Source organism: Lutaonella thermophila (assembly GCF_055387725.1).
The window spans coordinates 1,307,791-1,326,019 of record NZ_AP043783.1 but is presented as its reverse complement, the minus strand read 5'-3'; the positions used below and the strand labels follow the sequence as shown (position 1 = coordinate 1,326,019).

Here is an 18,229-nt window from a genome sequence, read left to right as displayed (position 1 = left end):
CGGCGTGTAAGCATATATAAAGAACATTAAAAATTAAGGCGAAAGAAACTTGGTTCCTTTCGCCTGCAAAAATAGTATTATTCTAAAATGTTTTAACTATTCTTTTCTAATTTTCTTGCATCTATTCTTGCTTGAGCAATCTTAAATGCAGCTTGGTGAGTTGTAATGTTATGATTGTCTGAATGCTCGAAAATTTCTAAGGTAGTATTGTAAATGTTTTCAGTTTTACGCATAATTTCTGTTTTACCGTAGTTTTCAAGCTCTGCATACACATTAATAATACCACCTGCATTTATTAAAAAGTCTGGTGCATAAGCTATACCTCTTTGTTTAAGCAATGCTCCGTGTTTAACCTCATCTGCTAATTGGTTGTTAGCAGCTCCGGCAATAACTTGAGCTTTTATCTTATAAATGGTATCATCGTTTATTGTTGCTCCAAGTGCGCAAGGTGCATAAATATCTACATCTGCACTGTAAACATCACCATTTAAAATTTTAGCACCGTACTTTTGGCTCACTTCATTTAATCTGTCCTGATTTATATCTGCAATATAAATTTCTGCGCCTTCATTATTTAAGTGCTCTACCAGGACTTCTCCAACATGACCAATACCTTGTACAAGTATTTTCTTGCCTTCAAGGTTATCATCTCCAAATTTATATTTAGCAGCAGCTTTCATTCCCATAAAAACACCATAAGCTGTTATAGGCGATGGGTTTCCTGCTCCTCCTTTTTCTTCAGATATACCGGTAACATACGGTGTAACCTCTCTAACCAAATCCATGTCGGCAGTTTCCATACCAACGTCTTCAGCTGTAATGTATTTTCCGCTAAGTGAGTGCACAAATTCTCCGAATTTTTTCATTAATTCCGGAGTTTTTTGTGTTTTGGTATCGCCAATTATTACAGCTTTACCCCCACCAAGATTTAATCCGGTGATGGCCGACTTGTATGTCATCCCTCTAGAGAGTCTTAACACATCGTTTAACGCTTCCCACTCATTATTATAAGCCCACATTCTAGTACCGCCCAAAGCAGGTCCAAGCACGGTATTGTGAATTCCGATTATTGCCTTTAAACCTGTATCTTTGTCGTTGCAAAATACAATCTGTTCATGATTATCAAACGAAAGTTGGCCAAAAACCGGGTCGGCTTTTTTAAGTTCGTTTACCGAAAGAACTTCAGATTCCATATACGTTAAATTAAATTAATAGTATTTGTATTTTTTAAAGTATTGTTAAAAATACGGCGCAAAAGTAAAAGATTATTCAATTTGCAGCAATTAAACAAACGTTAAATTGTGATTTTTTAAAACATAATTACCTAAAAAACACGCATGAAAGAGCTAAAAGCCATTAATAAGTACTTTAAAAAGTACAAATACAAACTTCTTATAGGTATTTTAATTACCATTATTGCCAGGGTTTTTTCGTTGGTTTTACCTCCTTACGTAAGGAAATCTTTAGATGCAGTAGAAAAGTATCTCACTTCTGAAACTGCGAACATTGCTACTATAAAAGGACAATTAATAGAGTATATTGTAATTATTATTGGTAGTGCCCTACTTGCCGGATTTTTTACCTTTTTAATGCGCCAAACTATTATTAATGTATCTAGGTATATAGAGTTTGATTTAAAAAACGAAATTTACCAGCATTATCAAAAGCTGAGCCTGAATTTTTACAAACAACGTCGTACCGGCGATTTAATGAACAGAATTAGCGAAGATGTAGGTCAGGTTAGAATGTATGCCGGACCGGCAATTATGTATAGCATACAAACTTTAACGCTTTTTGCCTGTGTTATTCCTATAATGTTTATAACTGCACCTACACTAGCACTTTACACATTAATACCACTACCTGTTTTATCTTTTTTAATTTACAGGATTAGCCGAATAATTCATAAAAAGAGTACCGTTGTACAAGAGTTTTTATCTACTATATCTACATTTTCTCAAGAAACTTTCTCCGGAATTTCTGTAATTAAAGCCTATGGTTTAGAACCAAATATGAATGCAGAAGCTGCCCGATTAGCAAATTTGGGTAAAGACAAAAGTTTAGATTTAGCAAGGGTTAATGCCTGGTTTATGCCTTTAATGATTTTGCTTATTGGGTTAAGTAACTTGTTTGTAATTTACATTGGCGGAAGGCAATATATTAATGGTGAGATAGCAACAGTTGGTGTAATTTTAGAGTTTATAATTTATGTAAACATGCTAACTTGGCCGGTTGCTGTAATTGGCTGGGTAACATCTATTGTACAAAGAGCAGAAGCGTCACAAAAAAGAATCAACGAATTTTTAAGCATCCAACCAGAAATTACAAACAATGTCTCTCATGCAACCCCAATTAAAGGAGATATTGAGTTTAAAAATGTTTGGTTTACTTACCAAGACACTAATATAACTGCGCTAAAAGATGTTTCTTTTGCTATCAAAAGCGGACAAACTTTAGCTATAATTGGTAAAACCGGTTCCGGTAAATCTACAATCTTAGATTTAATCAGCAGAGTTTACGAGCCTACTAAAGGAAGCGTATTAATTGATGGTAAACCTATTCAAGAAATTAATATTAAAAACTTACGCGAAGCAATTGGTGTAGTGCCACAAGATGCTTTTTTGTTCTCTGATACAATTGCTAATAACATTAAGTTTGGAAAACCTAATGCAACCCAAGAAGAAATAGAAGAAGCTGCTAAAAAAGCCGTTGTTCATGACAACATTATTCAGTTTACCAAAAAATATGATACCGTTTTAGGTGAAAGAGGCATAACACTTAGTGGCGGACAAAAGCAACGGGTTTCTATTGCAAGAGCGTTACTTAAAGATGCAACTATTTATTTATTTGACGATAGCCTATCGGCTGTAGATACTGAAACTGAAGAACAAATTTTAAATAATTTACAAGCAATTTCTAAAAATAAAACTACCGTAATTGTAAGCCATAGAGTTTCGTCTGTTAAGAATGCAGATGTAATTTTAGTATTAGAAGATGGTAAAATTATACAACAAGGCAGCCATAACGAGCTTATAAATTTACCTGGTTACTACAAAGAACTCTATGAGAATCAGCTATCTGAGAAAGAATTTTAAAAAAAGTTGTTTGATTATGTTTTTTTTTACATTTTTGGACTACATAACGTAACAATCAAACTAAACGATTAGAGGGATTATGAGCGAAAAAGATTTACTCGAGAAAGACGAAATTTTCTCAAAAGTATTAAGAGCCGGAAGAAGAACGTACTTTTTTGATGTTCGCGAAACAAGAGCCGGTGATTACTATTTAACCATCACAGAGAGCAAAAAGTTTACTCACGAAGATGGCTCATTTCATTACAAAAAGCACAAAATTTATTTGTACAAAGAAGATTTTAACGCCTTTAAAGAAATTTTAGGCGAAGTAATGCAATACATTATTGATGAAAAAGGCGAAGAGGTAATTTCTGAGCGTCATCAAAAAGACTTCAAAAAAGATGATGTAGATAATAGTGGTGAAACTCCCTCTACAGACTCTTTTACCGATGTAAGCTTTGAAGATATCTAAAATATACCCTATTGTTTTAAACGGCTTCTTTTCAGAAGCCGTTTTTTTTTATCTTTAACCAAACTAAAACTCCAACCCAGACTAATTATGAGAAAAATTGTAGTTCTTTTATTTTTAGCATCCTCATTCTTACAAGCACAACAAACAGTAACTTTAAATTATTACCTTCCAGACAACGTAACCTACAATCCTAACATACCAACTCCTAAAGAAATTATTGGTCATGAGGTGGGCCAATGGCATGTAACACACGATAAACTTGCACTGTACATGCAAAAACTAGCAGAGGTTTCCGATAGAATTACCATAGAAAACAGAGGTCATACTTTTGAAGACAGGCCACTATTGTTATTAACAATCACATCACCGGAAAACCATAAAAACATCTCATCTATTAGAGAGCAACACATACAGCTTACAGAGGCAAATAGTAGCTCTTTAGACACCAACAATATGCCAATTGTAGTGTACCAAGGTTTCTCTATTCATGGGAATGAGCCCAGCGGAAGTAATGCTGCTTTGGCCGTTGCATACTATTTGGCTGCAGCAGAAGGTCCGGAAATAGACGAGCTGCTTAAAAATGTTGTAATACTATTTGATCCTTCTTTTAATCCGGATGGGTTACAACGCTTTTCATATTGGGCTAATACCAATAAAAGTAGTATGTTAAATCCTGATAACAATGACAGAGAATACCATGAAGTTTGGCCTGGTGGCAGAACCAATCATTATTGGTTTGATATGAATAGAGATTGGCTTCCGGTACAATTGCCGGAAAGTAGAGCGCGTATTGCAACTTTTCATAAATGGTTGCCTAATATTTTAACAGACCACCATGAAATGGGTACAAACTCTACCTTCTTTTTTCAGCCAGGAGTTCCATCAAGAGTTCATCCGTTAACTCCTAAAATGAACCAAGAGCTAACTAAAGAAATTGCTAAATACCACGCTAAAGCGTTAGATAAAATTGGTTCTTTATATTATTCTGAAGAAAACTTTGATGACTATTACTACGGTAAGGGCTCTACATTTCCGGACGTTAATGGAAGTATTGGTATTTTGTTTGAACAAGGGAGCTCTCGCGGACATATACAACAAAGTGAAAACGGAGTTCTTACCTTTCCTTTCACCATCAGAAATCAATTTACAGCTGCATTATCTACTCTAGAAGCTGCAAAAAAATTACGTGTATCTATTTTAAATTACCAACGAGATTTCTACAAAAATGCCAGAGAAGAAGCAGCTAAAGAAAAAAACAAAGTACTTGTTTTTGGTGACGAAAAAGATGCAGCTAAAACCTATCATTTAGCCGAGATTTTAAAGCGACATCAAATCACCTTTCATTATTTAAAAGATGATGCTACCATTAATGGTAAACGTTTTGCTAAAGAAAGCAGTTTTGCGGTACCATTAAATCAAAAAAATCCGAGGCTTATAAAAGCCATGTTCGAGAAAAGAACAACTTTTACAGATAGTTTGTTTTATGATATCTCTGCATGGACTTTTCCGCTTGCTTTTAATGTAGATTACACAGAAACAACCTCTACCAATTACCTGGGTAATGTAGTAACCAACCTTAAACACAAACAAGGTGTTGTCTCTGCAAAATCTAATTATGCTTATTTATTTGAGTGGCATGAGTATTACACTCCAAAAGCATTAAACACAATATTAAGTAAAGGATTACGTGCCAAAGTTGCTAGAACACCTTTTACGTTAAACGGAAAAAAGTATGATTACGGAACCATTATGATACCGGTGCAAAACCAGAACATGAATTCTGATATGCTCTACAATTTTTTAGTTAAAGTAGCAGTAGAAAATCATATAGAAATTAATGGTGTAAATACCGGTTTAACCGAAGGTATTGATTTAGGAAGTAATGATTTTGAACCGGTAAAAAAACCTAAAGTTGCTTTATTAGTAGGAGACGGTGTTACTCCTTACGATGCCGGTGAAATTTGGCATTTGTTTGACCAACGTTACAACATGCACATAACTAAAATAGATGTTAGTTACTTAAGCCGTATAGATTTAAGCAAATACACCGCATTTATTATACCTAACTCTTGGGGAGGCAACAGCATAAGTAAAACGGCTGCAGAAAATTTAAAAGAGTGGGTTAAAAACGGTGGTACTTTAATTGGTTACCGAAATGCTGTTAACTGGCTAAAAAATAATGAGTTTATTAGTGCTGAATTTAAAAAGAACGAAGAAGAGTTAGTAGCCAAAAATGTGAGATTTGACCAACGTAATAAATTTTACGGGGCACAAGTAACAGGAGGAGCTATTTTTGAAGCTAAAATAGACCGTTCTCACCCAATAAATTTTGGCTATAAAAACAATGAAATTGCTCTTTTTAGAAACACTAACATTTATTTAGAACCAGATAAACACAGTTTTAACAATCCTATTCAGTACACTAACTCACCTTTATTAAGCGGGTATATATCTGAAGAAAATTTAGAGCTGCTTAAAAACAGTGTTCCCGTTAAAATTAACCGAATGGGCAAAGGTAGGGTAATAGCCTTTACAGATAATACCAATTTTAGAGCTTTTTGGTATGGTACAAATAAATTATTAATGAATGCTATTTTCTTTTCTAAAATAATGTAGAATATATAGTACTGTAAAAAAAGGCTTGTATAAATACGAGCCTTTTTTTATGCTATTCTTAAACCATTTTCTACCTTATGAGTGGGTTGTAATAGTGTAACCTCGTCTTTATTTACTGCTCCTAAAACCAAACATTCACTCATAAAAGTTGCTATTTGTTTTACCGGAAAATTAACTACTGCTATTACTTGTTTTCCAACCAAATCTTCGGGAGTGTATTTTGTTGTTATTTGTGCTGATGATTTTTTTATGCCAATCTCCGAACCAAAATCTATTTTAAGTTTATAAGCCGGTTTTCTGGCTTCCGGAAAAGGTAAAACTTCTAAAACAGTTCCTACTCGCATATCTACTCTAGATAACTCATCCCAAGAAAGTGCCATATTACTCTTATAATATTTATCGGTTAATAGTTAGTTTTTTTATAACTTCTGGTGAAATATTTCCCGAATATACCCCATAAGCATCAACTAACAAACCTTTATCTCCGTTAGAAGTTTCTATTGCATACAAAATAACATTATCTGAAGGGTTTGTGGCTCCTTCAAACCTGTAAAATGCTACAACATTAAATTCTTCTGCTTTATGCACACACTTTTTGTTTTTATTCTCAAGCCCCTCATAACACAAATTTAAATCATCAGTAAAACCTTGTTGTTTTAAATCTTGTATGGCTTCAACCAGTGTTTCGTATGATTTTTTCATAACACTATATTTGTAAGGTTTCTATTAAAGTTACAATTTTTTTAACTTTATACAAGGTTAGTGAAATTGGTAATTAAAACAATATAAAGCTTATGGCAAGAACACCCAGTAATATGGTACCTTTAGGTACTAAAGCACCCGATTTTAAATTACCCGATACAGTTTCCGGCAGGCGATTAACATTAGATGATGTTAAAGGAGATAAAGCAACTGTTGTAATGTTTATATGTAATCACTGCCCATTTGTTAAGCATGTTAATAAAGGGATTGTTGCTTTAGCGAATGATTACAAAGACAAAGGTGTTGGTTTTGTAGCTATATCTAGTAATGATATTGTTAACTACCCTGAAGATTCTCCGGAACTCATGAAAAAAACAGCTGCCCAAGAAGGATATCCGTTTCCGTATTTATATGATGATTCGCAAGAAGTGGCTAAAGCATATGATGCTGCTTGCACTCCTGATTTTTATATTTTTGATAGTGATTTAAAGCTTGTGTATAGAGGTCAGCTTGACGACTCAAGACCCGGGAATGATATACCGGTTACAGGGAAAGATATGCGTGCGGCTTTAGATGCTATTTTAAACAACAAACCGGTATCTAAAGATCAAAAACCAAGTATTGGTTGTAATATAAAATGGGCTACTAAAATCTAATAAAAAAAGCACCTTAAAAAAGGCGCTTTTTTTATTAGTTTATTTTGCATCTACTAATTCTACATCAAAAATTAATGTTGCATGAGGAGGTATAACTCCACCTGCTCCTCTGGAGCCATATGCTAAGTTAGATGGAATGATTAAGCGTGCTTTATCTCCAACGCTTAATAAAGATATTCCTTCATCCCAACCCGGTATAACTTGGCCTACGCCCAAAGTAAAGCTTATTGGCTCTTTACGTTGGTAAGAAGAGTCAAACAGCATACCGTTTGCTAACTGCCCCTCATAATGTACAGAAACAGTTTGACCTTTTTGAGCTTTTGCTCCCTTACCCTCTTCTAAAATTTTATAATACAAACCGGATTCTGTTTTATCAAATCCTTCGGTAAGTTTAGCTAACGCTTCTTCTCTTTGTTTTTTCTCTTTGGCTTCGCGTTCTTCTTTACCGTCTTGAAAATCTTTAAATGCTTTCACAGCATCCCAGTTTTCTGCTTCTTCACCAACTCTAATAATCTCAATGTTATTAATTTTATCTCCTTGCTCAATAGCATTAACAACCTCTATACCTGTTTCTACAAATCCAAAAACAGTATGTTTATCATCTAACCACGGGGTTTCTAGATGCGTAATAAAAAATTGACTCCCATTGGTGTTTGGCCCGGCATTAGCCATAGATAATACACCCGGGCCATTATGACGTAATTCTGGATGAAATTCATCATCAAACTGGTATCCGGGACCACCTACTCCATTTCCGAGTGGGCATCCACCTTGAATCATAAAATCGTTTATAACTCTGTGAAAGGTTAAACCATCATAATAAGGCTCTCCTTTAGATCTAAAATCATTATCAATACTTCCTTCAGCTAAGGCTACAAAATTGCCTACTGTTCCTGGTGTTTTATCGTGTGTTAATTTTACAACAATCTCTCCTTTACTGGTGTTAAATTTGGCGTAAATACCGTTTTGCATGGTGTTTATTTTTTTGTTGACGGCAAATATAGAACTTTTACCAGCAACCGTTAGTTAATTATCCTTTAATATTGGCAGGTTTTATAATCCCATACTTATCAAACAAATAAACTAAGGCAGTCATTGTAGCTGCCCCGAGTTCTAGTTCTCTTTTATTTACATGCTCAAATGTATCGTTAGCTGCATGATGATGGTCAAAATAACGTTGTGAATCTGGCCTTAATCCCGCCAAAACTAATCTTCCGTCTTTTAACGGGCCAATATCTGCGCCGCTTCCTCCACGTTCAAATAAATGAATTAAATACGGTTCAAAAAGTGGTTTCCATTGTAAAACTTGCTCAAAGTTTGCCTGAGAGCAATCAAAAGAAAATCCTCTTGGTGTAAATCCTCCTGCATCACTTTCTAGCGCAAATATGTGTTCTTCGTTGTTTTTTTTAGCTTCTTCGGCATATTTTCTTCCTCCCCGCAAACCATTTTCTTCATTCATAAAAAGTACTACTCTAATAGTGCGCTTAGGTTTGTACCCGATTTTTTTGAATAATCGTAAAACTTCCATGCTTTGTACACAACCTGCTCCGTCATCATGAGAACCATCTCCTAAATCCCAAGAATCTAAATGCCCTCCTACTAAAATTATTTCATCAGGAAATTCGCTTCCTTTAATCTCTCCGATAACATTATATGAAAGCACATCATCAAACTGTTTGCAATTTTGATTAAAATAAAATTTAAGTTCCGGGTTTAATGCCAACAAAGCACTTAATTGTTCTGCACCGTTTGTACTAATAGCTGCAGCCGGAATGCGTTTATGTACCGGAGTGTCTCCGTAGCTCATTGAGCCTGTATGCGGATAATCATCTAAACGCAAACTTAACGATCTTACAATAACTCCTACGGCTCCGTATTTAGCTGCCTCCATGGCGCCTGCATAACGTTGATCAACACAGCCTCCATAAGCTTTAAAAGTGTTTATAAGGTTAGCTTGCATTGGCCTATTGTAAAAAACTATTTTGCCTTTAATTTTTTCTTCGCCAAGTTGAGATAACTCTTCTATTCCTTTAACCTCAACAACTTCTGCTTTTAACCCTCCTTGAGGTGTAGCAACAGACCCTCCTAAAGCACAGATAGGTACAGGTGTAGTTACTCCCGGAGCGGTTTCTATGTATGCATATTCCGGTGCTCCTCTAACCCATTTTGGTACCATAACGGGTTGTAACCAAACCCTATCTAATCCTAAAGAATCTAATTGCGCCTTTGTGTACTCTACTGCTTTTTGTGCGTTTAAAGAGCCCGAAAGCCTACCCCCTATTTGATTAGATAAATAATCTAACCAATGGTAAGCCTTACCTTCTGTTAAGGCTGCATTGTATATTTTCTGAATTTGTAAAGCATCTGCATTATTCTGAGCGGTTACTTGAAAGGTAACCAAAACACATATTATTAAAATTTTTTTGAGCATTTGTAATTGTTTTATTCTGCTTGTAATTGTTTTTTATACGCTTCTATATTGGCTTTAATTTCTGGGTCTAACTCTGGTGCTTTTATATCTTTATACGTGGTTAATGTATTATATAAGATAGAAGCTACTATATATCTGGCAGCTTTTTTATTGTCTGCCGGTATAACATACCATGGTGCATGTGGTTTAGAAGTTTTATTTATAGCTTCTTCATAACACGCTATATAGTTATCCCATAGTTTACGTTCTTTTAAGTCGCCAGGAGAAAATTTCCAGTTTTTCTCTTTTTTTTCTAACCTTCTCAGTAATCTGTTACGTTGTTCTTCTTTAGATAAATGTAAATAAAACTTAAAAATTAATGTTCCGTTTTGAGCTATGTGCTTTTCAAAATTATTTATTTGCTCAAACCTTGTTTCCCAGAAAGCATCATCTATATCTTGTACACTATTAATATACGGTAAATTCTCGTTTAAAATATACTCCGGATGTACTCTTGTAACCAATACATTTTCGTAATGCGTTCTATTAAAAACTGCAAACTTCCCCCTTGGAGGTAATGCAATATAGTGACGCCACAAATAATCATGTGAAAGCTCTAAAGCTGTAGGAACTTTAAAACTGTGTACTATTATACCTCTGGAGTTAAAATCTTTAAAAACTTCTCTAATTAGGCTGTCTTTTCCAGCTGTATCCATTCCTTGTAAGCATACTAACACCCCATATTTGTTGTGTGCATACATTATGTCTTGAAACTCCCCTAATTTTTGCCTAACCTTCTCTAACCATTTTTCTAATGTGTTGTTGTCTTTATTAAAATCTTCGAAAGTTGAAAATTTTGATAAGCTAACTTGTTGATTTACTTTATAATAGTCTGGATTAATGTTTTTCATCTAAAAAAATTTGACTTAAAGATATATAAAGAAAAGAAAAATCACGTTACTATAACAGACGAAGTGTTGAAATATAAAAATGATGCATTTCATCGAATTTTTTAAAAAATTATACTTAAGTAAAATGTAAGCCGTTATAATTTCCAAAACAACCCAAGTCTAAAAAATTAAACCATTAGCTTAACTGTATGAAAGCAACTATTTCTTTGCTATGGATGAGCATTCTTACTGCTACTATAACTCCCACAAATGATGCGTGTACCAAAGCCCATTCGGCAGCAAGCTACGCGTTATTTCATGCAAAAAAATCATTAAAAGCAGATAATTTTGATCATCAGCGTTATTATGCAGAACGTGCTGTTGAAGCGTTTAAAAAAACTCAAGAAGTAATAGACGATTGTGGATGTGATAAAGCTAAAAATGCCATTTTAGACGGTATAGAGAATTTAACCAAAGCAGCAGAGGCTGAAGATTGGGATAAAGGTAGGTTTTATACCAAAAAAGGGCATGCTTATGCACAAGATGTTATTGGTTTTTTAGATGAGTGTACTTCTGGTATTGCTTATACAACTGTTTACACTATAGATAATACAGAAACTGTTGCTGCAGAAAATATAATGGTTAAAAAACAAGAGTTAACTGAAGAAGAGCAAAAGCTAGAAGAAGCTAAACGGAGACTTGAAGAAGAAAAAAGAAAACTAGAAGAAAAGCTTGCTGAACAAAGAAGGCTTAAAGAAGCTTTAGAAAAAGCCCGACAAGAAGAGCTCGCAAAACAAAAACATTTAAAAATAGCAACCGAAGATGCGTTGGCAAATTTAGAAACAGCAATTTATGAGCTTACCATAGCATTAGATTGTAAAACAGCTTACAGTATCTTAAAAAATTATAGTAAAACATACACAGATTTAGAAAAAGAAAGTTTAGACCAAACTAAAAATTATTACATACTAAAAGCAAAAGAAATAGCAGATAATGCCATGCAAAAATTGGTAGACTGCACAAAAAAGTAGGCCTTAAAAAAGGTCACATAAAGAAGACTGTCTATAAGTTTCTTGGATAATTCATACCACTAGCTATCCTCGAGCCGTCGTCACGGGCAACTATAGAAAATGAATAACGACGATGCTCAAAAACTTAAAAAGACAGTCTCTTTTTTTATTTAGAAGCAAAGAGTTTTACATCTTCTTCAGTAACTTCTTTGCCCCCTAAGATAATTAATCTTTCAACAACATTTCGTAATTCTCTAATATTTCCTGTCCAATCATAGTTTTGCAAAAGCTTTACGGCTTTATCTGAAAATTTTTTTGGAGCATTCCCTTGCTCTTCTGCAATTTTTTTAGCGAAGTGCTCTATGAGAAGCGGAATATCTTCTCTTCTGTCGTTTAATGGAGGAACCTTTATTAAAATAACTGCCAAACGATGGTATAAATCTTCTCTGAATTTACCCTTTTCTATTTCCTTTTTTAAATCTTTATTTGTTGCAGCTATCACCCTAACATCTACCTTAATATCTTTATCGCTACCTACTCGTGATATTTTATTTTCTTGTAGAGCACGCAATACTTTAGCTTGAGCCGATAAGCTCATGTCGCCAATTTCATCTAAGAAAATAGTACCCCCGTTTGCTGCTTCAAATTTTCCAGCTCTATCTTTTACAGCCGATGTAAATGCTCCTTTTACATGTCCAAATAATTCGCTCTCTATAAGTTCTGATGGAATTGCAGCACAATTTACCTCTATTAACGGCCCTGATGAGCGATCGCTTTTTTGATGTAACCAATGAGCTACTAACTCTTTACCGGTTCCATTAGGACCAGTAATTAAAACACGGGCGTCTGTTGGGGCTACTTTCTCTATAATATCTTTAATGTGTGTTATGGCTTTACTCTCACCAATCATTTCGTAGTTTTTGCTCACCTTTTTTTTGAGCATTTTATTTTCTACTACGAGTTCTTTTTTATCGAGAGCGTTCCTAACTGTATTTAGTAGCCTGTTTAAATCTGGTGGTTTAGAGATATAATCAAAAGCACCTAAACGCATGGTGTTAACTGCTGTATCTAAATCTCCATGCCCCGAAATCATAACAAACGGCACCTCTGGTTTAACCTTTTTTGCTGCTTCTAATACTTCTACCCCATCCATTTTGGGCATTTTTATATCGCAGAGAACCAAATCAAAATCTTCTTTTTTAACCTTTTCTATACCGGTTAAACCGTCTTCGGCTTCTTCTACTTGGTAGTTGGTGTTTTCTTCGGTAAGTATTTTTACTAATACTCTACGTATAGCTGCTTCGTCTTCTATTACTAATATTTTTGGCATAGTTAATCTTTTATTTTTTAAACATCATATACCGTGCCTCTTTGTATTATTCTGTTTTGTGTTGGTACAAATGAATGTCTCTTTGAGGGAATGGTATTGTAATGTTATGCTCTCTAAAAGTTTGATCTATCTTAAATCGTAAATCACTTTTAATTCTCGGGTCTATAAAGCTATCATTTATATAAAAATAAACGCCAAACATTAATGCCGAATCGCCAAAATCTTCGAATAACACAAAAGGCTTTGGATTTTTTAAAATTCCCTTTTGGTTTGCTACACACTCTAATAAAAGCTTTTCTACTAATCGCGTATCGCTACCGTAAGCTACTCCAACTTTTACATGCTCTCTGGTTGTTCTGTGGTTTTGAGTATAGTTATAAATAGCATCGGTTAAAAATTTATGATTTGGGATTACAATTATTTTATCATCGCGAGTTATGGCTCTTGTTGTACGAAGTTTAATATCTACTACACGACCAACTTTATCATCTACTTCTATGATATCGCCCACATGTAAAGATTGATCTAAAATAATTAGTATTCCTGATATTATATCTTGAAATAAATACTGAAGCGCAAACCCCAATCCAACAAATAGAGCAGCAGAAGCCGTTAAAAGTACCGTTAAGTTAACCCCCGAAGAATGTAATACGGTAACAATTACAATAATATAAATTACATAGTTTACAAACTTAAAAATGCTTATAAATTTGTTTTTATCGTCTAACGGCAGTTTAGCTGTAATTATTCGTCTTATAAGTTTTAGTAAGTAGTGAGCAACAACACAGCTAACTAAAATTAAAAGTATTGTGCCAAGGGTAATAGATACGTTTTTGTCTTGATAAATAGACCAAGACAAAAACTCTTTTAATTGATTAAATATATTTTTTACAACTTCCATACTAATACTTTAACCATTTATATAACTCTTTATACGAAGGCTTTTTGCCATACATTAAAATTCCTACTCTATATATTTTGGCTGCCAACCAAACAATAAAAATAAAAGTAGCAATTAATAACGCTATTGAGGTTAAAAGCTCCCAAAGCTGAACACCATCCGGACCAATGCCACTTGGCAAGCGCATTAACATAACAATTGGTGATGTAAGCGGAAAAATAGAAAAGGCAACAGCTATAGGCCCGTGTGGGTTTTCGAAAACCGAAAAGAATCCTACATATACGGCCAACATTAATGGCATAATTACAGGAAACATAAATTGCTGAGTGTCTGTCTCGTTATCTACTGCTGCCCCAATTGCAGCATAAATAGAGCTGTAAATTAAATACCCCAACAAAAAGTAAATAACAAAGAAAAACAGCAAAGTAAACCAAGGGAGTTTTAAAATTTCTTTAATGTACAATGTCATTTTATCTGAAGAGTTAGAAGCTGCATTAACTGCCTCTACAGCTTCTGGCGAGAGGTTGCTTGTTGCTGTTATAGCTTCAGAATCTAACCCGAATAAACTCATTACCACAACAAAAAGAACTCCGGCTAAAACTATCCAGATTACAAACTGAGTTATTCCGGCTAACGACGTACCTATAATTTTACCCAACATTAACTGAAAAGGTTTAACAGACGAGATAATGACTTCTATTATTCTGGAAGTTTTCTCTTCAATAACGCTTCGCATTACAAAAGCACCATAAATAATAATAAACATCATTATTAAATAGCCCATGCTTCCACCAATAATGGCTTTCATCTCGTTTATACCCTTTAGCTTTTTTTCTCCAGAAAAGCTCGCTGTATTAATCTCGTAATTTTTACTAATATCTTTTAAAACATCATCAGATATGCCATACGATTTTAACTTTTGCTCTCTTAGTTTTTTTTGAATGGTATTCTCTAACGTACCCAGTACATTTAAGCTGGGAGATTTTTCTGAATAAAACGATATGTTTTTTGCAACTTCTTCAAGAGTTTTACCGGCAGGTACATGCAATAAACCGTAGTGTTTAGAAGCTAATGCTTTTTGTTTAGCTTCGTTTAGATTACTGTTTTTAATTGTTACAAAAGAAAGCTCTGAAGTAGCAGTAAAACTGTTACTTAACAAATTACTTTCGTCTAATATGGCAATAGTTTTAACCTCATCGCTATTAACACGGGTTAAAAAAACTATTAAAGCACTCATAGCAACAATCAGTAGCGGGCTCAAAATGGTTAATATTATAAACGATTTATTTCTAACCTTTGCTATATATTCTCTTTTTATGATTAACCCTAATTTATTCACGATTGCTATTTTTTACTGTTTGTATAAAAATATCATTTGCAGTAGGTATAACTTCTGCAAAATATGTAACCTCTGCCTTATTACTTAAGTATTGTAACAGCTCGTTAGATGTGAGCCCGTTTGTTAGCTTAATTTTAAGTTTTAGCTCTTCTCCTAAAGATTTAAAAGAAGCTGGCGACACCTGAAACTTTTCTTGCAATTCTTTCTTAACAGCTTCTTTATTAGGTGTTAATAACCCTATTTGATAAGTGTTGGTTCTGTTTTGCCTTTTAATATCTACTAATTTTCCTTCCAGAATTTTCTTTGACTTGTTTATTAAGGCAATATAATCACAGAGTTCTTCTACAGACTCCATTCTGTGTGTAGAGAAAATTACAGTTGCACCTTGTTGTTTTAACCGTAAAATCTCATCTTTAATTAGTGCAGCATTTATAGGATCAAAACCACTAAATGGTTCATCAAAAATTAGCAATTGTGGTTCATGAAGTACTGTTACTATAAACTGTATTTTTTGGGCCATCCCTTTAGAGAGTTCTTGTACTTTTTTGTTCCACCAATCTCCAATTTCCAGTCTCTCAAACCACATTTTAAGTCGCTTTTTAGCTTCTGCTTTACTTAATCCTTTAAGCTGAGCTAAATAAAGAGCTTGCTCTCCTACTTTCATGCTTTTGTAGAGCCCGCGCTCCTCTGGTAAATATCCAATTTGTTGTACATGATGGGGTTGCAGCGCTTCTCCGTTAAAGAGCACAGTACCGGTATCCGGATAGGTTATTTGATTTATAATTCTGATTAGTGTTGTTTTTCCTGCTCCATTCGGGCCTAACAGTCCAAATATTTCTCCTTTAGGCACATGAATAGAAACTTGGTCTAAGGCAGTGAAATTTCCAAATTGTTTGGTTACTTGGTTTGCTACCAGTAAATGCTCCATATATGGTTTTTTTCAAATATATTTTAAATACACGAAACCCTAAGGCAAGTTTGCATTTTTTTAAAATGTTTGTGTTTAAAAAAATAAAGCTCGGCCTACAGCTGTAAACCGAGCTTTAATTTATAGTTTTTATTTAGCTATGAAAACATGTCTTTTACTTTTTCAAAAAATGATTTATCACTTTTCTGAGGTTTTGGCTCAAAGTTTTCGTGATTCATCATCTTTTCAAAAAATTCGCGCTGTTCTTTATTAAGAACTTTTGGTGTCCAAACATTTACATGAACTAACAAATCTCCTCTTCCGTAGCCATTAATATTTGGCATTCCTTTTCCGCGTAGGCGCAAAATTTTTCCCGACTGAATTCCTTCTTCAAGTTTTATTCTAACCTTACCACTAACAGTATCTATCTCTTTAGATGTACCCAATACAGCTTCAGGAATGCTAATATATAAGTCGTAATGTAAATTATCTCCTTCACGTTTTAATGTTGGATGCTCTTTTTCTTCAATAGCAACTAACAAATCTCCCGGAATACCATTCCCGGGTGCTTCGTTTCCTTTACCACTTACCTTTAACTGCATTCCATCTACAACTCCAGCCGGAATTTTAATACTTACGGTTTCTTCCTCAATTATAAGTCCGTCTGCATCTGCACCAGCAGGCCTATTGCCTATTACCTGACCCGCACCACCACAAGTATTACAAGTAGTAGAGGTTTGCATTCTACCTAAAATGGTATTGGTGATTCTGGTTACCTGACCACTACCATTACAAGTACCACAAGTGGTATAAGAAACTCCCGGAGCTTGAACTTTACGTCTTACTTTAACTTTTTTCTCTACACCATTTGCAATCTCTTCTAACGATAATTTTACACGAATTCTTAGATTGCTTCCTTTTACTCTTCTTTGACCACCACCAAAGCTACCAAAGCCACTAAAGCCACCACCAAAAGCACTACCAAAAATGTCTCCGAACTGGCTAAATATGTCTTCCATATTCATGCCTCCTCCACCAAAGCCACCATTGCCTTCAAATGCAGCATGCCCAAACTGATCGTACTTAGCACGTTTATCCGGGTCGCTTAGTACTTCGTAAGCTTCGGCAGCTTTTTTAAACATTTCTTCGGCTTTGGTATCACCCGGGTTTTTATCCGGATGATATTCTAATGCTTTTTTGCGATATGCTTTTTTTATTTCGGCTGCAGTAGCGTTTTTACTTACGCCAAGTATTTCGTAATAATCTTGTTTCATACACTTATATTACTGTCCTACAACTACTTTAGGATAACGAATAATTTTATCGGCTAATTTGTATCCTTTTTCAACAACATCTATTATTTTGCCTTTCATATCATCTGAAGGGGCGGGAACTTGTGTAATGGCCTCATGGATTTCGGCATCAAAAACATCGCCTTTATTAACTTCCATTTGCTCTAACCCTTTAGATTTTAGCGTTTCTCTTAGCTTGTTGTTAATTAGCTCTACTCCTTTTAAAAGTTCTTTTTCTTTTGTTTTAGATATTTCTGCTAAAGCTCTATCAAAATCATCTAAAACAGGCAACATAGCACTTAGCACCTCTTGCCCAGCTGTTTTAAATAACTCTATTCTTTCTTTAGTTGTACGCTTTTTAAAGTTTTCAAACTCGGCAAAAAGGCGTATAAATTTATCTTTTTCTTTTGCTAACTCTTCTTTTAACTGTTCTTCGGCAGTTTTTTCTTGCTTTTCTTCAGCTTGATTTTTTGCTGCATCGTTTTCCTTGTTCATTTGCTCTTGCTTAACTTCTTGTTCTTTTACTGCCGTATCTTTTTCTTGTTTATTTTTTTTACTCATAGATTTAATCGTATTTAACACCTTTAATTAAGGTTGGCAAAAGTATTGCCATTTATTTAAAAATGTCAA

General features: G+C 34.3%; 17 protein-coding genes. 5 read left to right on the top strand and 12 right to left on the bottom strand.

What is annotated here, in order from left to right; genetic code table 11:
- Nucleotides 1-92: 92 nt before the first annotated feature.
- The gene (locus ACZ5CF_RS06135) at nt 93-1,193 is read right to left on the bottom strand and encodes a Glu/Leu/Phe/Val family dehydrogenase (protein WP_464578275.1); all 1,101 of its coding nucleotides are present in this window, start codon (nt 1,191-1,193) and stop codon (nt 93-95) included.
- Between the two features lie 144 nt (nt 1,194-1,337).
- Here ACZ5CF_RS06135 and ACZ5CF_RS06130 point away from each other — a divergent pair, with 144 nt between their 5' ends.
- The 3 genes from ACZ5CF_RS06130 (at nt 1,338) to ACZ5CF_RS06120 (ending at nt 6,162) form a co-directional block, all read left to right on the top strand.
- Nucleotides 1,338-3,095, top strand: coding sequence for an ABC transporter ATP-binding protein (locus tag ACZ5CF_RS06130; protein ID WP_464578274.1), 1,758 nt, complete (start codon nt 1,338-1,340; stop codon nt 3,093-3,095).
- A 79-nt stretch (nt 3,096-3,174) separates the two neighbouring features.
- Nucleotides 3,175-3,546, top strand: a complete 372-nt coding sequence (locus tag ACZ5CF_RS06125; RefSeq protein WP_464578273.1) for a PUR family DNA/RNA-binding protein — start codon at nt 3,175-3,177, stop codon at nt 3,544-3,546.
- 87 nt (nt 3,547-3,633) lie between these two features.
- Nucleotides 3,634-6,162 carry a M14 family metallopeptidase gene (locus ACZ5CF_RS06120; RefSeq protein ID WP_464578272.1) on the top strand — a complete coding sequence of 843 codons (2,529 nt, stop codon included), beginning with the start codon at nt 3,634-3,636 and terminating at the stop codon, nt 6,160-6,162.
- Between the two features lie 47 nt (nt 6,163-6,209).
- Here ACZ5CF_RS06120 and ACZ5CF_RS06115 read toward each other — a convergent pair whose 3' ends face one another.
- Nucleotides 6,210-6,542, bottom strand: a complete 333-nt coding sequence (locus tag ACZ5CF_RS06115; RefSeq protein ID WP_464578270.1) for a tRNA-binding protein — start codon at nt 6,540-6,542, stop codon at nt 6,210-6,212.
- Nucleotides 6,543-6,558: 16 nt separating this feature from the next.
- Nucleotides 6,559-6,864 (bottom strand): phosphoribosylpyrophosphate synthetase, encoded by a 306-nt coding sequence (locus ACZ5CF_RS06110; RefSeq protein ID WP_464578269.1) that lies wholly within the window; start codon nt 6,862-6,864, stop codon nt 6,559-6,561.
- Between the two features lie 92 nt (nt 6,865-6,956).
- Here ACZ5CF_RS06110 and ACZ5CF_RS06105 point away from each other — a divergent pair, with 92 nt between their 5' ends.
- The gene (locus ACZ5CF_RS06105) at nt 6,957-7,520 is read left to right on the top strand and encodes a thioredoxin family protein (protein WP_464578267.1); all 564 of its coding nucleotides are present in this window, start codon (nt 6,957-6,959) and stop codon (nt 7,518-7,520) included.
- A gap of 39 nt (nt 7,521-7,559) precedes the next feature.
- Here ACZ5CF_RS06105 and ACZ5CF_RS06100 read toward each other — a convergent pair whose 3' ends face one another.
- From ACZ5CF_RS06100 to ACZ5CF_RS06090, 3 genes are read right to left on the bottom strand one after another with little or no spacing between them, the layout of a single operon-like run.
- Nucleotides 7,560-8,492, bottom strand: a complete 933-nt coding sequence (locus ACZ5CF_RS06100) for a peptidylprolyl isomerase (protein WP_464578266.1) — start codon at nt 8,490-8,492, stop codon at nt 7,560-7,562.
- Between the two features lie 58 nt (nt 8,493-8,550).
- Complete coding sequence (locus ACZ5CF_RS06095) at nt 8,551-9,951, bottom strand: M20/M25/M40 family metallo-hydrolase (RefSeq protein ID WP_464578265.1); 1,401 nt, start codon at nt 9,949-9,951, stop codon at nt 8,551-8,553.
- Nucleotides 9,952-9,962: 11 nt separating this feature from the next.
- The gene (locus tag ACZ5CF_RS06090) at nt 9,963-10,841 is read right to left on the bottom strand and encodes a PPK2 family polyphosphate kinase (protein ID WP_464578264.1); all 879 of its coding nucleotides are present in this window, start codon (nt 10,839-10,841) and stop codon (nt 9,963-9,965) included.
- 188 nt (nt 10,842-11,029) lie between these two features.
- Between ACZ5CF_RS06090 and ACZ5CF_RS06085 the strand changes: the two genes are divergently transcribed.
- A complete protein-coding gene (locus ACZ5CF_RS06085; protein WP_464578263.1) occupies nt 11,030-11,851 on the top strand; it encodes a hypothetical protein in 822 nt (273 codons plus the stop codon).
- Between the two features lie 145 nt (nt 11,852-11,996).
- On the opposite strand, the gene ACZ5CF_RS06080 is transcribed toward ACZ5CF_RS06085, so the two are convergent.
- The 6 genes from ACZ5CF_RS06080 to ACZ5CF_RS06055 all read right to left on the bottom strand — a co-directional run bounded on the left by ACZ5CF_RS06080 (nt 11,997) and on the right by ACZ5CF_RS06055 (nt 18,160).
- Complete coding sequence (locus ACZ5CF_RS06080; RefSeq protein WP_464578262.1) at nt 11,997-13,160, bottom strand: sigma-54-dependent transcriptional regulator; 1,164 nt, start codon at nt 13,158-13,160, stop codon at nt 11,997-11,999.
- Nucleotides 13,161-13,206: 46 nt separating this feature from the next.
- Nucleotides 13,207-14,061 (bottom strand): mechanosensitive ion channel family protein, encoded by an 855-nt coding sequence (locus ACZ5CF_RS06075; protein ID WP_464578260.1) that lies wholly within the window; start codon nt 14,059-14,061, stop codon nt 13,207-13,209.
- 1 nt (nt 14,062) lies between these two features.
- The gene (locus ACZ5CF_RS06070) at nt 14,063-15,400 is read right to left on the bottom strand and encodes an ABC transporter permease (protein WP_464578258.1); all 1,338 of its coding nucleotides are present in this window, start codon (nt 15,398-15,400) and stop codon (nt 14,063-14,065) included.
- Complete coding sequence (locus ACZ5CF_RS06065; protein ID WP_464578257.1) at nt 15,393-16,328, bottom strand: ABC transporter ATP-binding protein; 936 nt, start codon at nt 16,326-16,328, stop codon at nt 15,393-15,395. The genes ACZ5CF_RS06070 and ACZ5CF_RS06065 overlap by 8 nt, the downstream gene beginning before the upstream one ends.
- A gap of 137 nt (nt 16,329-16,465) precedes the next feature.
- Nucleotides 16,466-17,581: a molecular chaperone DnaJ gene (gene dnaJ / locus ACZ5CF_RS06060; RefSeq protein ID WP_464578256.1), complete on the bottom strand. Its 1,116-nt coding sequence runs from the start codon at nt 17,579-17,581 to the stop codon at nt 16,466-16,468.
- A 9-nt stretch (nt 17,582-17,590) separates the two neighbouring features.
- On the bottom strand, nt 17,591-18,160 hold the full coding sequence (locus ACZ5CF_RS06055; protein ID WP_464578255.1) for a nucleotide exchange factor GrpE: 570 nt from the start codon (nt 18,158-18,160) through the stop codon (nt 17,591-17,593).
- Between the last annotated feature and the right edge of the window lie 69 nt (nt 18,161-18,229).

Bases quoted from the DNA above. Each gene is read 5' to 3' on its own strand.
- ACZ5CF_RS06105 (WP_464578267.1), top strand. From the start codon at position 6,957: ATGGCAAGAACACCCAGTAATATGGTACCTTTAGGTACTAAAGCACCC.
- ACZ5CF_RS06090 (WP_464578264.1), bottom strand. From the start codon at position 10,841: ATGAAAAACATTAATCCAGACTATTATAAAGTAAATCAACAAGTTAGC.
- ACZ5CF_RS06115 (WP_464578270.1), bottom strand. From the start codon at position 6,542: ATGGCACTTTCTTGGGATGAGTTATCTAGAGTAGATATGCGAGTAGGA.
- ACZ5CF_RS06080 (WP_464578262.1), bottom strand. From the start codon at position 13,160: ATGCCAAAAATATTAGTAATAGAAGACGAAGCAGCTATACGTAGAGTA.
- ACZ5CF_RS06095 (WP_464578265.1), bottom strand. From the start codon at position 9,951: ATGCTCAAAAAAATTTTAATAATATGTGTTTTGGTTACCTTTCAAGTA.
- ACZ5CF_RS06120 (WP_464578272.1), top strand. From the start codon at position 3,634: ATGAGAAAAATTGTAGTTCTTTTATTTTTAGCATCCTCATTCTTACAA.
- dnaJ (WP_464578256.1), bottom strand. From the start codon at position 17,581: ATGAAACAAGATTATTACGAAATACTTGGCGTAAGTAAAAACGCTACT.
- ACZ5CF_RS06110 (WP_464578269.1), bottom strand. From the start codon at position 6,864: ATGAAAAAATCATACGAAACACTGGTTGAAGCCATACAAGATTTAAAA.
- ACZ5CF_RS06075 (WP_464578260.1), bottom strand. From the start codon at position 14,061: ATGGAAGTTGTAAAAAATATATTTAATCAATTAAAAGAGTTTTTGTCT.
- ACZ5CF_RS06100 (WP_464578266.1), bottom strand. From the start codon at position 8,492: ATGCAAAACGGTATTTACGCCAAATTTAACACCAGTAAAGGAGAGATT.
- ACZ5CF_RS06135 (WP_464578275.1), bottom strand. From the start codon at position 1,193: ATGGAATCTGAAGTTCTTTCGGTAAACGAACTTAAAAAAGCCGACCCG.
- ACZ5CF_RS06085 (WP_464578263.1), top strand. From the start codon at position 11,030: ATGAAAGCAACTATTTCTTTGCTATGGATGAGCATTCTTACTGCTACT.
- ACZ5CF_RS06055 (WP_464578255.1), bottom strand. From the start codon at position 18,160: ATGAGTAAAAAAAATAAACAAGAAAAAGATACGGCAGTAAAAGAACAA.
- ACZ5CF_RS06130 (WP_464578274.1), top strand. From the start codon at position 1,338: ATGAAAGAGCTAAAAGCCATTAATAAGTACTTTAAAAAGTACAAATAC.
- ACZ5CF_RS06065 (WP_464578257.1), bottom strand. From the start codon at position 16,328: ATGGAGCATTTACTGGTAGCAAACCAAGTAACCAAACAATTTGGAAAT.
- ACZ5CF_RS06125 (WP_464578273.1), top strand. From the start codon at position 3,175: ATGAGCGAAAAAGATTTACTCGAGAAAGACGAAATTTTCTCAAAAGTA.